Annotated in this window: 20 protein-coding genes; 7 read left to right on the top strand and 13 right to left on the bottom strand. The window is 54.5% G+C overall.

All coding sequences use genetic code 11. The annotated features are described in order from the left end of the window. Nucleotides 1-28: 28 nt before the first annotated feature. Nucleotides 29-427 (bottom strand): MerR family transcriptional regulator, encoded by a 399-nt coding sequence (locus V7775_RS01205; RefSeq protein WP_335750031.1) that lies wholly within the window; start codon nucleotides 425-427, stop codon nucleotides 29-31. 295 nt (nucleotides 428-722) lie between these two features. Here V7775_RS01205 and V7775_RS01200 point away from each other — a divergent pair, with 295 nt between their 5' ends. Then, a complete protein-coding gene (locus tag V7775_RS01200; RefSeq protein ID WP_335750030.1) occupies nucleotides 723-926 on the top strand; it encodes a hypothetical protein in 204 nt (67 codons plus the stop codon). Here V7775_RS01200 and V7775_RS01195 read toward each other — a convergent pair. Continuing rightward, entirely contained in the window at nucleotides 923-1,303 is a 381-nt protein-coding gene (locus V7775_RS01195; protein WP_335750029.1) for a MerR family transcriptional regulator, read from the bottom strand. The two genes, V7775_RS01200 and V7775_RS01195, sit on opposite strands and share 4 nt — an antisense overlap. A gap of 134 nt (nucleotides 1,304-1,437) precedes the next feature. Here V7775_RS01195 and V7775_RS01190 point away from each other — a divergent pair, with 134 nt between their 5' ends. The 3 genes from V7775_RS01190 to V7775_RS01180 are packed head-to-tail and all read left to right on the top strand — an operon-like array spanning nucleotide 1,438 to nucleotide 3,684. Next, nucleotides 1,438-1,860 carry a PaaI family thioesterase gene (locus tag V7775_RS01190; protein ID WP_335750028.1) on the top strand — a complete coding sequence of 141 codons (423 nt, stop codon included), beginning with the start codon at nucleotides 1,438-1,440 and terminating at the stop codon, nucleotides 1,858-1,860. After that, entirely contained in the window at nucleotides 1,857-2,369 is a 513-nt protein-coding gene (locus V7775_RS01185) for a PaaI family thioesterase (RefSeq protein WP_335750027.1), read from the top strand. The genes V7775_RS01190 and V7775_RS01185 overlap by 4 nt, the downstream gene beginning before the upstream one ends. Then, nucleotides 2,362-3,684 (top strand): MATE family efflux transporter, encoded by a 1,323-nt coding sequence (locus V7775_RS01180; RefSeq protein WP_335750026.1) that lies wholly within the window; start codon nucleotides 2,362-2,364, stop codon nucleotides 3,682-3,684. Before V7775_RS01185 ends, V7775_RS01180 begins: the two co-directional genes overlap by 8 nt. Here V7775_RS01180 and V7775_RS01175 read toward each other — a convergent pair. Genes V7775_RS01175 through V7775_RS01155 form a run of 5 tightly spaced genes read right to left on the bottom strand, consistent with a single transcriptional unit; the run spans nucleotide 3,681 to nucleotide 6,631 of the window. Next, a complete protein-coding gene (locus tag V7775_RS01175; protein WP_335750025.1) occupies nucleotides 3,681-4,478 on the bottom strand; it encodes a class I SAM-dependent methyltransferase in 798 nt (265 codons plus the stop codon). The genes V7775_RS01180 and V7775_RS01175 overlap by 4 nt on opposite strands. Further along, the gene (gene arsC, locus V7775_RS01170) at nucleotides 4,475-4,816 is read right to left on the bottom strand and encodes an arsenate reductase (glutaredoxin) (RefSeq protein ID WP_335750024.1); all 342 of its coding nucleotides are present in this window, start codon (nucleotides 4,814-4,816) and stop codon (nucleotides 4,475-4,477) included. The genes V7775_RS01175 and arsC overlap by 4 nt, the downstream gene beginning before the upstream one ends. Then, on the bottom strand, nucleotides 4,813-5,856 hold the full coding sequence (locus V7775_RS01165) for a quinone-dependent dihydroorotate dehydrogenase (RefSeq protein ID WP_335750023.1): 1,044 nt from the start codon (nucleotides 5,854-5,856) through the stop codon (nucleotides 4,813-4,815). The genes arsC and V7775_RS01165 overlap by 4 nt, the downstream gene beginning before the upstream one ends. Next, nucleotides 5,853-6,284: a DUF1330 domain-containing protein gene (locus V7775_RS01160; RefSeq protein ID WP_335750022.1), complete on the bottom strand. Its 432-nt coding sequence runs from the start codon at nucleotides 6,282-6,284 to the stop codon at nucleotides 5,853-5,855. The genes V7775_RS01165 and V7775_RS01160 overlap by 4 nt, the downstream gene beginning before the upstream one ends. Continuing rightward, entirely contained in the window at nucleotides 6,281-6,631 is a 351-nt protein-coding gene (locus tag V7775_RS01155) for a DUF952 domain-containing protein (RefSeq protein WP_335750021.1), read from the bottom strand. The genes V7775_RS01160 and V7775_RS01155 overlap by 4 nt, the downstream gene beginning before the upstream one ends. 247 nt (nucleotides 6,632-6,878) lie before the next feature. Here V7775_RS01155 and V7775_RS01150 point away from each other — a divergent pair, with 247 nt between their 5' ends. Continuing rightward, nucleotides 6,879-8,435, top strand: coding sequence for a bifunctional metallophosphatase/5'-nucleotidase (locus V7775_RS01150; RefSeq protein WP_335750020.1), 1,557 nt, complete (start codon nucleotides 6,879-6,881; stop codon nucleotides 8,433-8,435). A gap of 62 nt (nucleotides 8,436-8,497) precedes the next feature. On the opposite strand, the gene V7775_RS01145 is transcribed toward V7775_RS01150, so the two are convergent. After that, the gene (locus V7775_RS01145) at nucleotides 8,498-8,962 is read right to left on the bottom strand and encodes a DUF1203 domain-containing protein (RefSeq protein ID WP_335750019.1); all 465 of its coding nucleotides are present in this window, start codon (nucleotides 8,960-8,962) and stop codon (nucleotides 8,498-8,500) included. Nucleotides 8,963-9,092: 130 nt separating this feature from the next. Between V7775_RS01145 and V7775_RS01140 the strand changes: the two genes are divergently transcribed. Next, nucleotides 9,093-9,785: an SOS response-associated peptidase gene (locus tag V7775_RS01140; RefSeq protein WP_335750018.1), complete on the top strand. Its 693-nt coding sequence runs from the start codon at nucleotides 9,093-9,095 to the stop codon at nucleotides 9,783-9,785. A 16-nt stretch (nucleotides 9,786-9,801) separates the two neighbouring features. Here the strand turns inward: V7775_RS01140 and V7775_RS01135 are convergent, their stop codons facing one another. Together V7775_RS01135 and V7775_RS01130 are read right to left on the bottom strand one after the other, a co-directional pair. Beyond that, nucleotides 9,802-10,185 carry a cupredoxin domain-containing protein gene (locus tag V7775_RS01135; protein ID WP_335750017.1) on the bottom strand — a complete coding sequence of 128 codons (384 nt, stop codon included), beginning with the start codon at nucleotides 10,183-10,185 and terminating at the stop codon, nucleotides 9,802-9,804. Between the two features lie 109 nt (nucleotides 10,186-10,294). After that, nucleotides 10,295-11,185: a LysR substrate-binding domain-containing protein gene (locus tag V7775_RS01130; RefSeq protein ID WP_335750016.1), complete on the bottom strand. Its 891-nt coding sequence runs from the start codon at nucleotides 11,183-11,185 to the stop codon at nucleotides 10,295-10,297. A gap of 107 nt (nucleotides 11,186-11,292) precedes the next feature. On the opposite strand from V7775_RS01130, the gene V7775_RS01125 reads away from it, so the two are divergent. Further along, entirely contained in the window at nucleotides 11,293-12,516 is a 1,224-nt protein-coding gene (locus V7775_RS01125; protein WP_335750015.1) for an acyl-CoA dehydrogenase, read from the top strand. 84 nt (nucleotides 12,517-12,600) lie between these two features. Here V7775_RS01125 and V7775_RS01120 read toward each other — a convergent pair whose 3' ends face one another. The 3 genes from V7775_RS01120 to V7775_RS01110 all read right to left on the bottom strand — a co-directional run bounded on the left by V7775_RS01120 (nucleotide 12,601) and on the right by V7775_RS01110 (nucleotide 16,284). Beyond that, nucleotides 12,601-13,833, bottom strand: coding sequence for a mandelate racemase/muconate lactonizing enzyme family protein (locus V7775_RS01120; RefSeq protein ID WP_335750014.1), 1,233 nt, complete (start codon nucleotides 13,831-13,833; stop codon nucleotides 12,601-12,603). A 75-nt stretch (nucleotides 13,834-13,908) separates the two neighbouring features. Further along, complete coding sequence (locus tag V7775_RS01115; protein WP_335750013.1) at nucleotides 13,909-14,997, bottom strand: Zn-dependent alcohol dehydrogenase; 1,089 nt, start codon at nucleotides 14,995-14,997, stop codon at nucleotides 13,909-13,911. A 90-nt stretch (nucleotides 14,998-15,087) separates the two neighbouring features. Further along, entirely contained in the window at nucleotides 15,088-16,284 is a 1,197-nt protein-coding gene (locus V7775_RS01110; RefSeq protein WP_335750012.1) for a TCR/Tet family MFS transporter, read from the bottom strand.

Genomic DNA, 16,284 nt, shown 5'->3' with positions numbered 1-16,284 from the left:
TCCCTAGGTCGTATAATCAGTGGATTGGTTAACCCGCTTTTCGAGGCTGGCGCAGAGAGGAGATCATTTTCTCCCCCCACTTCAACTGGTCCCGTAAATCGGTGATTGCTTCTTCAATGTCTGTGCGTTGCTTTTCCAAGTCTTCAAGGCGTTTGCAGGCTAGGTCATAGCTTTGTTCAAGTTGGCTCAATTGGCCGTCACCTTTGTAGTAAAGTTCCAACAATTGGCGAATTTCTTCCAATGAAAAGCCAAACCGTTTGCCACGCAGAATCAGTTTTAGGCGTGCGCGGTCGCGTTTTGTGAACAGGCGCTTTTGGCCAAGGCGCTGGGGGAACAACAGCTCTTTTGCTTCGTAAAAACGCAATGTGCGCGGCGTCACATCAAAAGTGTCGCACATTTCACGAATGGTAAGCGTTTCAGTACTCATAAAGGTCTCACAAGGTTAACAGCGCACATTTGGCCGTTTATTATCAGGAAGGGTTATAATGTTTGGCTTAGTTTACGTAGTGGTACGTAACGTCAATTTTTAGCCTTACGCAGAGTTACTTCACGTCAACTTTTTCTAACGAGTTGTTTTTCGCGATAATTCGCTGATGGCCTATCAGAACGGAGCTGTTGCACATGCGCGACAGCTCAACTTGACCGTGTAAAATTGCGTGCGTTATCGGCGAATGCGTATTATCCATGCCGCATTGCAGCGAGCGTCAGTCAGGAGGTAACCGATGACATCTCTGGTTTATTACAACAGACGCGCCAAAGCGGGCGAGGTCACCAATTTTGACGATTACCTTAAAGCGGCAGCCAAGATCGTCGAAACAATAGCGTTCGAAGCTGCCAGCCAAGCACCTGCAGCAACTGTAGAAGAGCTACTCAGATTGGCGTGTGGGATTGAATATGCCGCAGCTAAGCTGAAACGGGCGAACTAGGCCTGCTCAGCCAATGTGATTAGCGTTAAGTCCCGCAGGCGGGTCAGTTCGGTGAATGCTTCTTCCAGTTCGGCGCGTTTGGTCGCCAATTCTGCGATCTGGCCATTGGCCATATCCACCCAAGCCCGCATTTGCGCCTCGGTGCCTTCATTTTCGTAGATAAGGAGCCATTGGCGAATATGCTCAAGCGCAAAGCCAAAGCTGCGCCCCCGCAGGATTAATTCCATGCGCGCTCGCTCACGTGGGCCATAGAATCGGGTGCGCCCCTCCCGATCAGGAGACAGCAGTTCAATATACTCGTAATACCGCAAAGTACGTGGAGTTACGTCGAACTTTGCGCACATTTCCTTAAACGTCAGGCGTGTTTCATCGCTCATAGCTGTTTCCCCCTCTGGAGTTTAAGCTATGGGTAGAGGGCGGGATGTGCAACGCCCACTCTTGCCCTTTTTGCAGCCTTGAGCTGTAAGGGACGTAACGGAGGGGCCGATCAGGCCATCTTCTAGGAGAACTTATGACTGATAAAACCGTGCTCGCAAAACAGTTCATCAATGCATTGCCACATGCTGTGATGCTTGGGTTGGAGCCTCAGGAAATGGGGGATGGGGTCGCTTCGATCTGTATGCCTTACAAAACGGACCTGATTGGCGATCCGGTTACAGGTGTAATTCATGGCGGCGCGGTGTCAGCATTGATGGATACGTGCTGCGGTGCGGCGGTTATGTGTCATCCTGAAAACGGTGGCGGTACAGCTACCATCGACTTGCGCATTGATTACATGCGCGCGGCCACGCCTGGTCAAACGATTACTGCTCGCGCGACCTGCTATCACATCACACGGTCGGTTGCGTTTGTCCGCGCGGTGGCATTGGACGAAGATGAGGACAACCCGGTGGCAACAGCTACAGGTGCCTTCACAGTGGAGGCACGCCGATGAATACCCGCACACGTCCAGAACCTGTTCAAGTGGTCAAGCAACGCCGCGATGCCGCCCTGCGCGCTTTGGCTGGCGCCGTTCCCTATATTCGATTTCTTGGCATAGAATTTGAACGCCGTGGCGATGAGCTGACAGGGATTATGCCTTTCAGCCAAGGCCTGATCGGCAATCCGCTCATACCTGCGTTACATGGCGGTGCCACTGCTGCATTTTTGGAAATCACGGCTGTTATGACGCTAAACTGGGCGCATCTGTGGGACGATCTAGAGGCTGGCAAGTTGGACCTGGAAGATTGCGCACCCAAAGATTTGCCGCGTTTACCAAAGACAGTGGATTTCACGGTGGATTACCTGCGCGCGGGCTTGCCACGCGATGCCTATGCCCGCGCACGGATTACACGGGCAGGGCGGCGATATGCTTCGGTTCAGGTTGAGGCATGGCAAGACAATCGCGATCGTCTTTATGCACAAGCAATGGGGCATTTTGTGATGCCAGCACCCCGTGACTGAAAGCGTTGTAGAACAGTTGACGCATAAACGTGTACTCAATATCGCCATTCCGGTGGTGTTGTCGAACGCGACCGTGCCGATTCTTGGCGCGGTAGATACAGGGGTTGTGGGGCAATTGGGCCTTGCTGCGCCGATTGGCGCGGTTGGCATTGGTGCTGTGATCCTGTCGGCGTTCTATTGGGTTTTTGGCTTTTTGCGGATGGGGACTGTTGGCCTAACTGCGCAGGCCGAAGGACAAGGCGACACAAATGAAGTCGCGGCCTTGTTGACCCGCGCGCTGATGATCGGGTTCGGGGCGGGCGTTGTAATTATCGCGATGCAGGCAGCCCTGTTTTGGGCCGCGTTTAAGGTATCTCCGGCTAGTGCTGAGGTTGAGGGTTTGGCCCGCCAATATATGGCGGTTAGGGTTTGGTCCGCTCCGGCGGCTATTGCACTTTATGGTGTGACGGGCTGGCTGATTGCGCAGGAACGCACACGTGCCGTGTTGGTGATGCAGTTATGGATGAACGGGCTGAATATTGGTTTGGACATCTGGTTTGTCATCGGGTTGGGCTGGGGCGTGCAAGGCGTTGCAATTGCGACTGTCCTTGCAGAATGGAGCGGTTTTGCGTTGGGCTTGTGGTTCTGCCGGGCTGCCTTTGCAGGTGCTGCATGGCGCGCATGGAACCATGTTTTTGACGCCGCGCGCTGGAAACGCATGATGGGCGTGAACAGCGATATTCTGATCCGCTCTCTTTTGCTGGAAGCGATATTTGTAAGCTTTATGTTCATGGGCGCGGGGCAAGGTGATGTGACGTTGGCGGCCAATCAGGTGCTGCTGCAATTCTTGATGATCGCAAGTTACGCCTTGGACGGGTTCGCGTTTTCTGCCGAAGCCTTGGTGGGCAAGGCCACGGGCGCAGGTTCCCCGTCACGGGTACGCCGCGCGGCGATTTTGGCGTCGGGATGGGGAATGGCATCAGCCATCTTGATGGCCATAGGTTTTGCTGCGTTCGGGGGCTGGATTGTGGACGCAATGACAACCGCGCCGGATGTGCGTGAACAGGCGCGCATCTATCTGCCTTATCTTGTGGGGCTGCCCGTGATCGGATGTGCCGCATTTATGCTGGATGGGATATTCGTTGGGGCAACGCGTAGTGGCGATATGCGCAACATGATGGCCCTGTCCTTTGGCGTATATGTAGTTTGTGTTCTGCTGCTGGTGCCGATGTTTGGCAATCACGGTTTGTGGCTGGCAATGCTGATTTCATTTGTGGCGCGCGCGATCACACTGGGTGCGCGTTATCCTGCGTTAGAACGCGCCGCTGCAGGCTAACGTTTGGTAGCGCGCAAAAGGTAACTCATGGGCAGTTGCGCGGCTTGGTTTGCGTAGACGTCGTACTCAACTTCGCGAATGGAATGGGGGTATTCGTGCAGTGCATTCAATGTCAGCCCAGCGTCCAGCGCGGCCTGCACAATTGATGATAACGTATGGGGAAACCAATGCGCCTCTGGCCCGCCGTTAGTACCGCTACCATCATAGGTGATGGTCTGGGTTTCGATGTGGGCATCTGTTTTGAAGTAGCTAAAGGCAGGCGTGTGTGGATCGTCAGCTGCTGGGTCAAACATCTCTAACATGGGGTGGGTTTCGTAGATCACCAGTTGCCCACCGTTTCGCAACAAGCCAGAGACCGCTTCGAAAAAACGGGGTAGGTCTGGCATCCAGTTTAGAACACCGATGGTGATCAGGGCGATGTCAAAATCACGTGGCGCATTGGCTGGAAGTGCGTAGATATCAGCACATAGAAACTGCGCCTCGTGTGGTGATAAGGCTTTTAATTCATCTGCTTGTGTCAAAAAGGCCTGTGATTGGTCAATCCCCCAACCCTCAGTGGCACCCAGTGCCATTGCGGACAGGACCTCGCGACCGTTGTTGCAACCGATCTGTACCAATTTACTGCCTTTGATGCCTGCAGTGTTCAACGCGACTGTCAGGACCTCATCCAAGGTGGAACCGCCTGCGCCAATCGTTGCACACAGTGTGTCCCACGCAGGGCCAACGCCATGCAGCGGCGCTGAAGCGTCCCATGCGGCACGGTTTAGGGTGGTGATGGTCGCAGTGTCGCTCATAACAGGTCTTTCACGGCCTCTGGTGGGCGCCCGATGATGGCATGTGTGCCCGAGAATACAATGGGCCGTTCGATCAGGATCGGGTGATTGGAGGCTGCATCTAACAAGACCGATTGGTCATCATCGCGGGATAAACCCAATTCTTTGAACAGCTTCTCAGCGGAGCGCAGCATTTTAAGTACGGGTAGATCAAGAGCGGCTTGCGCGGCCTCAAGCTCTGCGAGTGTGGGCGCGTCTTCAAGGTATTTACGCACGGTGTGCGGCTTGCCGGATGCTTCGATCAACGCCAGCGTTTGGCGCGATTTTGAGCAGCGTGGATTGTGCCAGATCGTGATCATAACCATTCGCCTTTGCGGCTGCCGATGGCGTCAGCAACGTTTGCAAACCCGTCGCTGGCCAACCGCTCGTCTATGCCGCGCGCTATGGTCCCGACCATCGACAGGCCACCAAATACCAACGCGGTATAGAGTTGAACAGCAGATGCGCCCGCGCAGATTTTTGCATAGGCCTGGTCGGCATTACTGATCCCGCCAACGCCAATGAGGGGTACATCAGTGAGGGTCGACAGGCGTGCAAGTACACGTGTTGATTTCTCGAACAAAGGCGCACCTGATAAACCACCTGCTTCGCTTTTATGGACCGATTGCAGGCCTTCGCGGGACAGTGTGGTATTGGTCGCAATGATGGCCGAAACACCTGCATCTTGGGCGACCTGCGCCACATCGGCAATCTCGTCCTCGCTTAAATCCGGTGCGATTTTGAGCATCACTGGCGTGTCGCCGTGCACCTCCATCACCCCCTCAAGCAGGCCAGCAAGGGCGGCTTTGCCTTGAAGATCTCGCAGCTTTTCGGTGTTTGGGGACGAGACGTTGACCGTTGCGAAATCGACGTGGTCTTTTGCGGCTGCCATCACGTGGGCAAAATCTGCTGCACGGTCTGTGCTGGTTTTATTTGCCCCCAAATTCAGGCCAACGGGAATTGTACGTTTTGTGGCTGCAATACGGGCGCAGATTGCGTCCATGCCATCATTGTTAAACCCAAAACGGTTAATCGCTGCACGGTCTTCGGTTAGGCGGAACAGGCGGGGTTGTTCATTACCAGGCTGGGGCAAAGGCGTGGCTGCACCCACTTCGATAAAGCCAAAGCCAGCTTTGCTAAGGGGGGCAATGGCAGTGGCGTTCTTATCAAAACCGGCGGCAAGGCCAACAGGGTTGGGCAGCTTCATGCCCGCCAGCTCAATCGCCAGCCGGGGTGTGCTGATGGGCCCCGGTGTGGGGGTGAGGCCCGCCCGCAGTGCACGAATTGCAAGGCCGTGGGCAGCTTCGGGGTCAAATTGGCGCAGGACGCTTAGGCCCATGGCTTCTAATAGGGCATTCATGCGAAAATATCCGTTGGAGGGAGAGGACGTGTGCGGATCAAGCGGGAGTTCATGACCGCTGCCTGACGGTGCACCACTGCTTTTTGGTACTCGGGATTGGTCACCATATCCAGAAATGCACCTGCAGTTTCGTAGTGCACGATAAACATCGCATCCCAGATTTCGGAGGTGTCGCCAATGAGGGATACATCAAACCCTCCGCGCCAAATAATTTTTGCGCCAACGCGGCTCATGACAGGGCCGCTTGCAGTGCCGTAGTTTTTGTAGGCCTGCGCGCCCGTCAAATCATCGCCAGCCAACGGGTGGTCACTGGGGTAGGTCGCTTTTTCAAAGAACTGCACAAGGTTGAGCATATTGATCGGTGTGTTCCGATCAAGTGACTTAAACATGTCAAATTGCGTGCGGTCTGTGTCTGTGAAGCGTGTCACTGGGCGGCATCCTCTAAGCCTGCGGGAAATTGATGCGCACCGTCGACAAGTGGTAAGGGCTGGGCCCAAACAACGTCTCTTAATGTCATCTCGCGGTAGAGGTGGGGGAATAAATCATCGCCGCGCGACATTTCCCATTCCAGTTCTTGCCCCAGCTTGTCGGTTTCAGCGGCGATCAGGAACAGCCCATCCTCATCCGCGAAATGCTTGGCCGCAGTTTCGGTCGCTTGATTTGCGGTGGAAAAGTGGATGTAGCCATCGGCTACGTCGATCGGGGCACCTGTGGTTTGGCCCTGCGTGCGCAAGGTTTGCCATTCTTCGGTGCGGAATATTTTGAATATAAGCATGGGCTCTGTGATGCCGCTCCGCGCTCAAGGGGTCAAGACCTCTTGCAGATGTGATCCTTGTGATGAAGCGGTTTGGTGTGTGTTTTAAGGTCCAATCGTTGTTTAGCTATCGCGATTAGGGTGGCGCAAAAGCATGCAATAGGTTGCCGTTGACGCTAGGAGACCTATTGCTTGGATCATATCATCTTTGACACCTGCGGTGCTGCTTGTCACGATGGCGCCATTCAAACCAACCTTGGGGACTATCATGAAACGATTCCTTTTGAGCGCGGCTGCACTCAGCTTGACGGCTGGCATGGCTGCTGCCGACTACTCGGTCACAATTTTGCACACCAATGACTTTCACGCGCGTTTTGAACCGATCAGCAAATATGATGGTCCTTGCGGCGCCGAAGACAACGCGGAAGGCAAGTGTTTTGGAGGAACCGCGCGTTTGGTCACAGCCATTGCTGATGCACGTGGACGGACCAATAACTCTATCCTAGTAGACGGTGGAGACCAGTTTCAGGGCACGCTTTTCTATTCCTATTACAAAGGCAAAATGGCCGCCGAGATGATGAACAAACTCGGTTATGATGGCATGACCGTAGGCAACCATGAATTTGATGACGGCCCCGAAGTTTTGGCCGGCTTTATGGATGCAATCAATTTTCCAATTCTTATGTCCAATGCCGACGTAAGCGCCGAACCCCTGCTGGCAGGTAAGCTTGCGAAATCCACAGTGATTGAACGTGGTGGCGAAAAGATCGGCATGATCGGTCTTACACCACAAGACACAGACGAGCTGGCAAGCCCGGGTGATAACGTGAGCTTTTCTGATCCAATTGCTGCTGTGCAGGGCGAAGTGGATAAGCTGACAGCGCAGGGCGTGAATAAGATCATCGTGCTCAGCCACTCCAGCTATGCAGTTGATCAAAAGGTTGCGGCTGGGACAACTGGCGTTGACGTAATCGTTGGGGGGCACTCAAATACGCTGCTCAGCAACACCAATGAACGCGCCCAAGGGCCGTATCCGACGATGGTTGGCGCAACGGCAATTGTGCAGGCGTATGCCTACGGGAAATACTTGGGTGAACTAAACGTCACCTTTGACGATGCAGGCAACATCACCGAAGCCAAAGGTGAGCCGATCCTGATCGATGCTGGCGTGAACGAAGATGCAACCACTGTAGCGCGGGTTGCAGAATTGGCTGCGCCACTTGAGGAAATCCGTAACAAGGTTGTGGCCCAAACAGCCGAAGCGATTGAAGGTGATCGTTCAGTGTGCCGCGCGCAGGAATGCGCAATGGGCAATCTGATTGCTGATGCGATGCTGGCCCGTGTTGCGGACCAAGGCATTACAGTTGCAATTCAGAATGGTGGCGGTATTCGCTCGTCTATTGATGCTGGCGAAGTCACCATGGGTGAAGTCCTGACGGTTCTGCCGTTCCAGAACACGCTGTCGACCTTTCAGGTCACAGGCGCGGTGCTGGTTGAGGCGCTTGAGAATGGCGTAGGTCAAGTGGAAGAGGGCGCTGGCCGCTTCCCGCAGGTTGCAGGTATGACATTTGCCTTTGATGGCGCAGCAGAGGCGGGCAGCCGTGTTTCTGATGTGATGATCGGCGGCGAAGCTGTTGATATGGCCAAAGTGTACGGCGTTGTTTCCAACAACTATGTACGCAATGGTGGCGACGGTTATAAAATGTTTAAAACTGCAGCAAACGCGTATGACTTTGGACCTGATCTGGCTGATGTCACCGCAGAATTTCTTGCGGCAAATGCTCCTTATAAGCCGTTTACGGACGGCCGTATCACTCTGAAATAAAGTGGTTTTGATAGCTTAAGAAAGGCGCGTCCATTTGATTGGGCGCGCCATTTTTATGTGCGCTACGTGATGCGCGTCATAAAACAGTTGTTGCTAGCGGATCGCACGTCAACAAATGCGATCTCGTCGCGCGCCAACAGCTCTGCCGCATATTCGGACAAATCCGCAGGGGCTACGATTTTGCCTGTGCCATAGCGGATGCGCTCGTCTGCGGTGTATCCCTTTAACAGATATCCCGCTCTTGAGCTTAGGACTGGTGGCACGGCGTCCCCCGCGTAGGCAACACATGCATCACCGCACAAGAATATCGGACCAGTTTCAGCATATGGCTGCAATGCCTCAAACGGTCGATGTGCAAGGATCAACATGTCGGCACCAGCGGGGATGTCGTCTAGGCAATGGCGACACGGCAGTCCTGTTCCGTCCGAGGTTGCGTGTTCGGCGGGCAGCCCATAGGCGTCGGGCGCGCCATTTCGCATGGCCTCGACATAGTCTGTAGCGAGTGGAGTATAGGTAATTTTGTTCATGTGATGTCTCCTTTTTTCCTCCTATGGCGGAGCGTCGACTGCGCAAGCGATCCGAAAGATGCGCATTGGGCATTTTCTACGGCCGCATTTCTGCGCTACCCTGACGCCAATACAGAATGGAGTTGCCCGCATGTGTGGACGAATGGCTGTGACCTTGCCACCCGAAGCGATGGCGCAAATGTTTGAAGCGGCTCCGGCAAACACCCTACCTGTGGGTCCGAATTATAACATCTGCCCGACAACACAGGTGGCCGTGGTTACAGGTGGCTCTGATCAGCCACGCCAGATGGAGGCCATGCGGTGGGGGCTGATCCCGTCGTGGTATAAAAAGCCCAATGATGGCCCTTTGCTGATCAATGCCCGCGCCGAAACGATACTGGAAAAACCAGCCTTCAGGTCCGCAGTACATGACAGGCGGGTGTTGGTGGTGGCGAATGGTTTCTATGAGTGGACAAAAGATGCGCTGGGCGGTCGTGACCCGTGGTACATTACCCGCCGCGATGGTGCGCCGCTGGCGTTCGCCGGATTGTGGCAGGGTTGGCGTGATCCCGACACTGGCGAAGACATGCGTACTGTAGCCGCGTTAACCATAGCCGCAAATACGCCGATGCAGACAATCCATCATAGGATGCCCGTTATCATTGAGGTCTGCGACCGCGCGCTTTGGCTTGGCGAAAACGGCAAAGGCGCCGCTCCGCTGATGCGGGCGGCTGCCGATGATGTGCTGCATTGGCATAGGGTCGATCGCGCAGTGAATTCAAACCGCGCATCCGGCCCAGAACTGATCGAGCCTTGGGAGCCGTTTGAAGATGGTTCAGTCTGACGCAATTCAGTGTTGTTTAGTTTTCTACGGCGACAGGAGGGCCGCTGAAGTTCATACGACCCACAACTTGGACATTGCCGTCTGCGTCGACCTCGTCTTCGCTGCCACCTGGAACCATGCTAAGGTATGCGTTTGGCATGTCTTCAAGAATTGTCAGGGATGCTGTTGATCCATCAGCTAGATCCGCAACAGTCCAAGTAGCGTCTTCGGCAACGACGGTACGGGTGCTTCCGGAAATGTTTTCAAAAATGATCACGTCTCCAGGTTCAACATAACTGACCTCTGGAAAGAATGCGTAATCCATCATCAAGATGTGGTATTCTTCGGCAGAGGCGGAGCCTGCGGTACCTGATAGTGCGACAGCTGCGATGGCCGCGCGCATAAAAATTTTGCTAAGCATTGCTATGCTCCTTGGTGTCGGCCCCCACCTTCACGAAATTCGGGTATAGCCAGCGAATGTGGCCGAAGTTGGGCATTGTCGTTATTTCGTTAACCTTGTTTTTAACGCCTTACGTGTCGTGTATTTGCTGCTTGAGCCACGCACAAAAGGCAACCAGCGGTGGCGGCGCAGGGCGGTCTTCGGGCCAAACAAGGTAATAGCTGCCGATGCTTTCGGTGGTTTTGTCGGAGGCAAGGATAAGCTGGCCGTCCTTTAAGTAGGGTTCGGCCACAAATGTGGGAAGAAGGGCGATGCCCAGCCCATGCAATGCGGCCTGTGCCATTGTCGCAAATTGATCAAACATCATGCCGTGTGGGGGATCACAAGGGTGGCCCACGGTGTCAAACCAACGGCTCCATGCGCGCGGACGGGTTTCCAGATGCAAAAGCGGGTGGTCCAATAATGTCTTTGGATCGCTAAAGGGTGCTCCGACTAAGTCAGGTGCGCAAACCGGGACCACGATCTCGGGCATCAAGGGCATGTAATGAACGCCGGGCCAATCTTCGTGACCAAAATGGATGGCGGCATCAAACGGGCTGGGCCCCAATGCAAACGGTTGTAACCGCGTTGATAGATTTACCGTGACTTCGCGGTGGTCGGCCGCAAAGTTTGCAAGGCGCGGGGCGAGCCAATGCATGCCAAAGGCAGGCAAAATGGCCAGCGCCAGTGCACCAGATTGTGCCTCGGTTGTCGCATTTAAGGACGCACCTGCCAGCCGCCGTAGGATTTCGCGCACTTCACGCACATATTCCGTTCCTGCAAGTGTCAGGGCAAGGTGACGCCCTTGCCGTGACATGAGATCTACACCCAGTTGCCCTTCAAGGGCTTTGATTTGACGGCTTATGGCTGATTGGGTCAAAGACAGCTCTGTCGCGGCTTGCGTGGCGCTGCCCAACCGGGCGCATGCTTCAAACGCAAGCAGCGCCGAGATGGAGGGGAGATAGCGGCGTGGGGCAATCATGTATTACAAAAACTCATGAGTAGAGGAGTAAGCATCGTTAGAGCTTTGCACAAAAATATGCAATGAAGAGGCTAAATATACTGTAATTTCTACCGAAGGATTCTCCCATGAACGCCGAAGCTCCCATCCTCAAAGCCAAAGACGCCCCTGATTTGGGTAATTTTGAATGGTCTGATCCATTGCGGTTGGAGGATCAGCTGCAAGAAGACGAGCGGATGATCATGGAAAGTGCGAAATCCTACGCGCAAGAAAAGCTGCAACCGCGCGTGATCAAAGCTTTTGCCGAGGAAGAAACCGACGCGGGCATCTTCCGTGAAATGGGTGACATGGGCCTGTTGGGCGTCACTATTCCGGAAGAATACGGCGGGCTGGGTGGCTCATACGTTTCATACGGTTTGGTCGCACGCGAAGTTGAGCGGGTCGATAGCGGTTACCGCTCGATGATGTCTGTGCAGTCCTCTTTGGTGATGTATCCGATCTATGCGTATGGCTCCGAAGAACAACGCATGAAATATCTGCCGAAACTTTCTAGCGGTGAATTCATTGGCTGCTTTGGCCTGACCGAACCTGATGCGGGATCTGATCCAGCGGGTATGAAAACCCGCGCTGTTAAGACGGCGAATGGCTACAAGATCACTGGCTCCAAAATGTGGATTTCAAATTCACCGATTGCAGATGTTTTTGTGGTTTGGGCCAAATCCGAAGAACATGGCGGCAAAATCCGAGGCTTCATCCTTGAAAAAGGGATGAAGGGGCTTTCTGCCCCCAAGATCGGCAATAAACTGTCGCTGCGGGCATCGATTACGGGTGAAATCGTGATGGACAACGTGGAAGTTGGCGATGATGCACTGCTGCCAAATGTTCAGGGCCTCAAAGGCCCTTTTGGGTGCTTGAACCGTGCACGTTATGGCATTGCATGGGGTGTTATGGGCTCGGCTGAGTTCTGCTGGCATGCGTCACGTCAGTACGGCTTGGACCGTCACCAGTTCAACAAACCTTTGGCGCAGACACAGCTGTTCCAGAAGAAACTGGCCGACATGATGACCGAAATCTCGTTGGGTTTGCAGGCCGCGTTACAAGTGGGCCGCCTGATGGACGCCGCAAACGCCGCGCCTGAGATGATTTCAATCATCAAACGCAACAACTGTGGCAAGGCGCTTGAGATTGCGCGGCATTCCCGTGACATGCATGGTGGCAACGGTATTTCCGGCGAATTCCAAGTGATCCGTCACATGATGAACCTTGAAACTGTGAATACCTATGAAGGTACGCACGATGTTCACGCGCTCATTTTGGGCCGCGCGCAGACAGGTTTGCAGGCCTTTTTCTAAGACTTTTCCCAGTAACCAGTAACTTCCTGAGTACTACCTCCCGCGCAACGGTGTTGCGCGGGCTTTTTGTTTCTAAGCAGTTGGTTAGTCTTTGGGAGCAGGTGCGCCGCCCTCAAAGCTGTTCCCGTTGACGTAGTCGCAGGGCGCTTCCTGCATTTCCAGATGCAGGCCATCGCCAGTGTAGGGATGCGCGCGGGCCAATTCTTCGTCTACTTCAATACCCAAACCAGGTGCAGTTGGAGCAGTAACAAAACCATCTTCAACGCGGATGCTGCCCTTGATCAGTTGATCATGGAATGGCGTTTCGATGGTTTCGGCCATGAGCAGATTGGGGATGCTCACTGCAAAATGGATGTTGGCGGCCCATTCAACAGGTCCCGCATACAAATGTGGTGCCATTTGCGCGTTATAGACCTCGGCCATGGCCGCGACCTTTTTCATCTCCCAGATGCCACCAGCGCGGCCCAAGGCAGGTTGCAAAATCGTTGCAGCGCCATTGCGCAGGACGGGGGCAAATTCGGCCTTGGTTGTCAGACGCTCGCCTGTGGCGATCGGAATGCGGACCGCGCCTGCGACCTTGGCCATTTCGGCTACACTGTCCGGCGGTACAGGTTCTTCGTACCAAAGCGGGCTATAGGGTTCTATCGCTTGCCCTAGGCGAATTGCACCCGCAGTGGTGAATTGTCCATGTGTGCCAAACAACAGGTCAGCACGGTCACCCACGGCCTCACGGATCGCACGGCAAAAGGCGACGGATTGGCTGATGTCACTCATTGCGGGCATGTGACCGCCGCGGCCAGTATAAGGGCCTGCGGGGTCAAATTTTACGGCGGTATAGCCGCGGTTCACTGCGTCCAACGCGCTTTCGGCGGCCATCTCGGGTGAGGTCCAAAAGGCGGTTAGGTCATGGTGGGGAAGGGGGTAGAGGTAGGTGTAGGCGCGCACACGTTTGTTCATGACGCCGCCCAACAAAGCATAGACAGGGCGATCACGGGCTTTGCCTAGAATGTCCCAGCATGCAATTTCTAAGCCCGAAAATGCTCCCATCACCGTAAGGTCAGGGCGCTGGGTGAAGCCAGAGGAATAGGTGCGCCTGAACATCATCTCGATATTTTCAGGGTTATCGTTGGCCATATGGCGGTCAAACACGTCCTGTATGACGGCGCGCATTGCTTCGGGTCCGACGGAGGAGGCATAGCATTCGCCCCATCCGACAATCCCGCACGCCGTGGTGAGTTTGACCAATATCCAATACCGCCCCCCCCAACCGGGGGCAGGCGGTGCGGTGACGATGATGTCCAAGTCTTTGAGCTGCATTTCGGTTTTCCTATCGGTCATCTTGAACAGGCTGACATTAACTGCCAGCCTATAGTTCGCGGTGGTTTGGACCGTCTATTTATTGAACAAAATTACATTGCGCCGCGCGTTGCCTGTTTTTGTATCGGCAATCGCTTCGTTGATCTGTTCCAGATTCCAACGGTCCGAGATGAGCTCGTCGAGCTTCAAACGCCCTTGGGTATATAGATCGACCATCCATGGGATGTCCCGCTGGATCACAACATCACCCATTTTCGAACCAATCATTCCTTGACCTACCGCCGCTAGATTGACGGGCTCATAGGTTGCGGTTGCGCCAGAGTGGGGCATGCCAACCATCACAACCTTACCGCCGTAGGCGAGGTAGTTGGGGGCAGAATCGTAGGCAGGGATCGCGCCCACGGTGACAATCACGGCATCCGCGCCACGGCCCATTGCGTGCTTTGCATCTTTCCATGGGGCGTCTGCTGTTGCCAACACGCCGTCGGTTGCGCCAAATTCGCGTGCAATGGCCAGTTTTTCTTCGCTCATGTCGACAGCTACGATGCGCCGCGCGCCAGCAATGCGTGCGCCTTGGATCGCGTTAAGGCCAACACCGCCTGCGCCAATCACAACAACATCTTGGCCTGCGCGCAATCCGGCTGCATTCACAACTGCACCAACGCCAGTGATGACCCCACATGCGATAAGGGCTGCACATTCTTTTGGGATGTCCTCACCGATCTTCACAACCTGCCGTTGGTCAACAACAACAGCTTCGGCAAATGCACCGCAGGCCATCGCCTGATGGAGTTTTCCGCCGTCCGCTGTTTTGATCGGTCCATGGTCGCCATCATAGGGGGTGCTACACAAGGTAGGCGTGCCACCTGCACATGAGGGGCATGTCCCACATGACCGAATGAGCGTCACGATGACGCTGTCACCAATGGCAATACCGTTTACGCCAGTGCCAACTGCAGCGACTTTGCCAGCAGCTTCATGGCCATAAACCGCAGGCAGCGAACCACCCCATGCGCCTTCGGCAAAGGAGATGTCTGAATGGCAAATGGCCACGGCATCCAGCGTAACTTCTACCTCGCCAGCCTCTGGCGCACGCAGGTTGATTTCTTCGATAGTGAGGGGCGCGCCAAATTCATGGCATACGGCGGCTTTAATCTTTTTCATCAGACGTCCTTGTTACATGTCACGCAACAGTGTTTGCCCAGATCATGATTCCGGACAAGCATTATTCGGTCCTATAACTTGGACGTAGGGTCAGTTTTTGCGACGGCTCGCCAGCACAACGGCTAATCCTAAAATACTCAGCGCAGCAGCAAGCAGGAATGGAGCGCCTGGCAAGTAGATAGGGGCCTGTGCATCGGTGAACTGTGCAAACGTATATGTCATCACCAAAGGCGATAGGATCATGGCCAATGCTGAGGCGGATGTAAGCGCGCCTTGAAGTTCTCCTTGGGCGTCATCAGCGACACGGGTTGACATGATGCCTTGGAGTGCGGGGGGGATAATTCCGCCCAATGCAGCAACAGGTGTGAAAACCAAGACCCAAAACCCAGATGTCATCGATGCAATGCTAACAAGCGCAAGTATGCTGAAAAGCTGACCTGCAATGACCGTTCCGCGTTCGCCAAAGTACTTTAGGAATGGCCTGATGAGGCCCGCCTGAACCAACGCCATTGCAATACCAAACAGCGCAAGGGAAAGGCCGATTGTAGCAGGTGACCAATCAAAGCGTTCTTTGCCAAAATAGGACCAGACAGCGGGATAAACCGCAAAACCGACATGGTATAGGAAATACACAAACAGCAGTTTGGTCACACCGGGCAGTTTACCTAAAGAGCGAAGCGCGCCCAGTGGGTTAGCACGCCGCCAGTTAAAGCTGCGGCGGTTTGCGTCGGTTACAGTTTCGGTCAGGACAAACCAGCCAAACACAGCATTTGCAAATGCCAATCCTGCAGCAAGCCAGAAGGGTGCGCGGGTCCCGTATTCTGCCAATAAACCGCCTGTAATTGGGCCAAGGACAAATCCGGCACCAAAGGCTGCACCAACAAGGCCAAACCGTGCAGCGCGCTCATGGGGGGCAGAAATGTCGGCGATATACGCGCTCGCCGTTGATTGGGTCGCAGCGGTAATACCACCAATGACACGCCCGACCAGAAGCAGCCACATGGCCCCAGCAACGGCCATCAAAACATAATCAAGCGCCATCACCGTCAGCGCAATGAGTAGAACAGGCCTGCGGCCAAAACGATCTGAGATCCCGCCGATCACTGGCCCGAAAAGAAACTGCATCACCGCGAAGGTTGTCGAAAGTATTCCACCCCAAATGGCCGCTTGTGACAATGTTCCACCGCCCAGTTCTTGGATCAGATCGGGCATGACAGGTATGATCAAACCGATGCCAATGGCGTCAATCATTACGGTCAGCAGAATAAAGATAATGGGCAGACGCAT

This window comes from Sulfitobacter sp. (assembly GCF_036960155.1).
GTDB lineage: Bacteria > Pseudomonadota > Alphaproteobacteria > Rhodobacterales > Rhodobacteraceae > Sulfitobacter.
The sequence above is the reverse complement of the archived record's forward strand: the minus strand, read 5'-3'. Positions and strand labels throughout refer to the sequence as shown.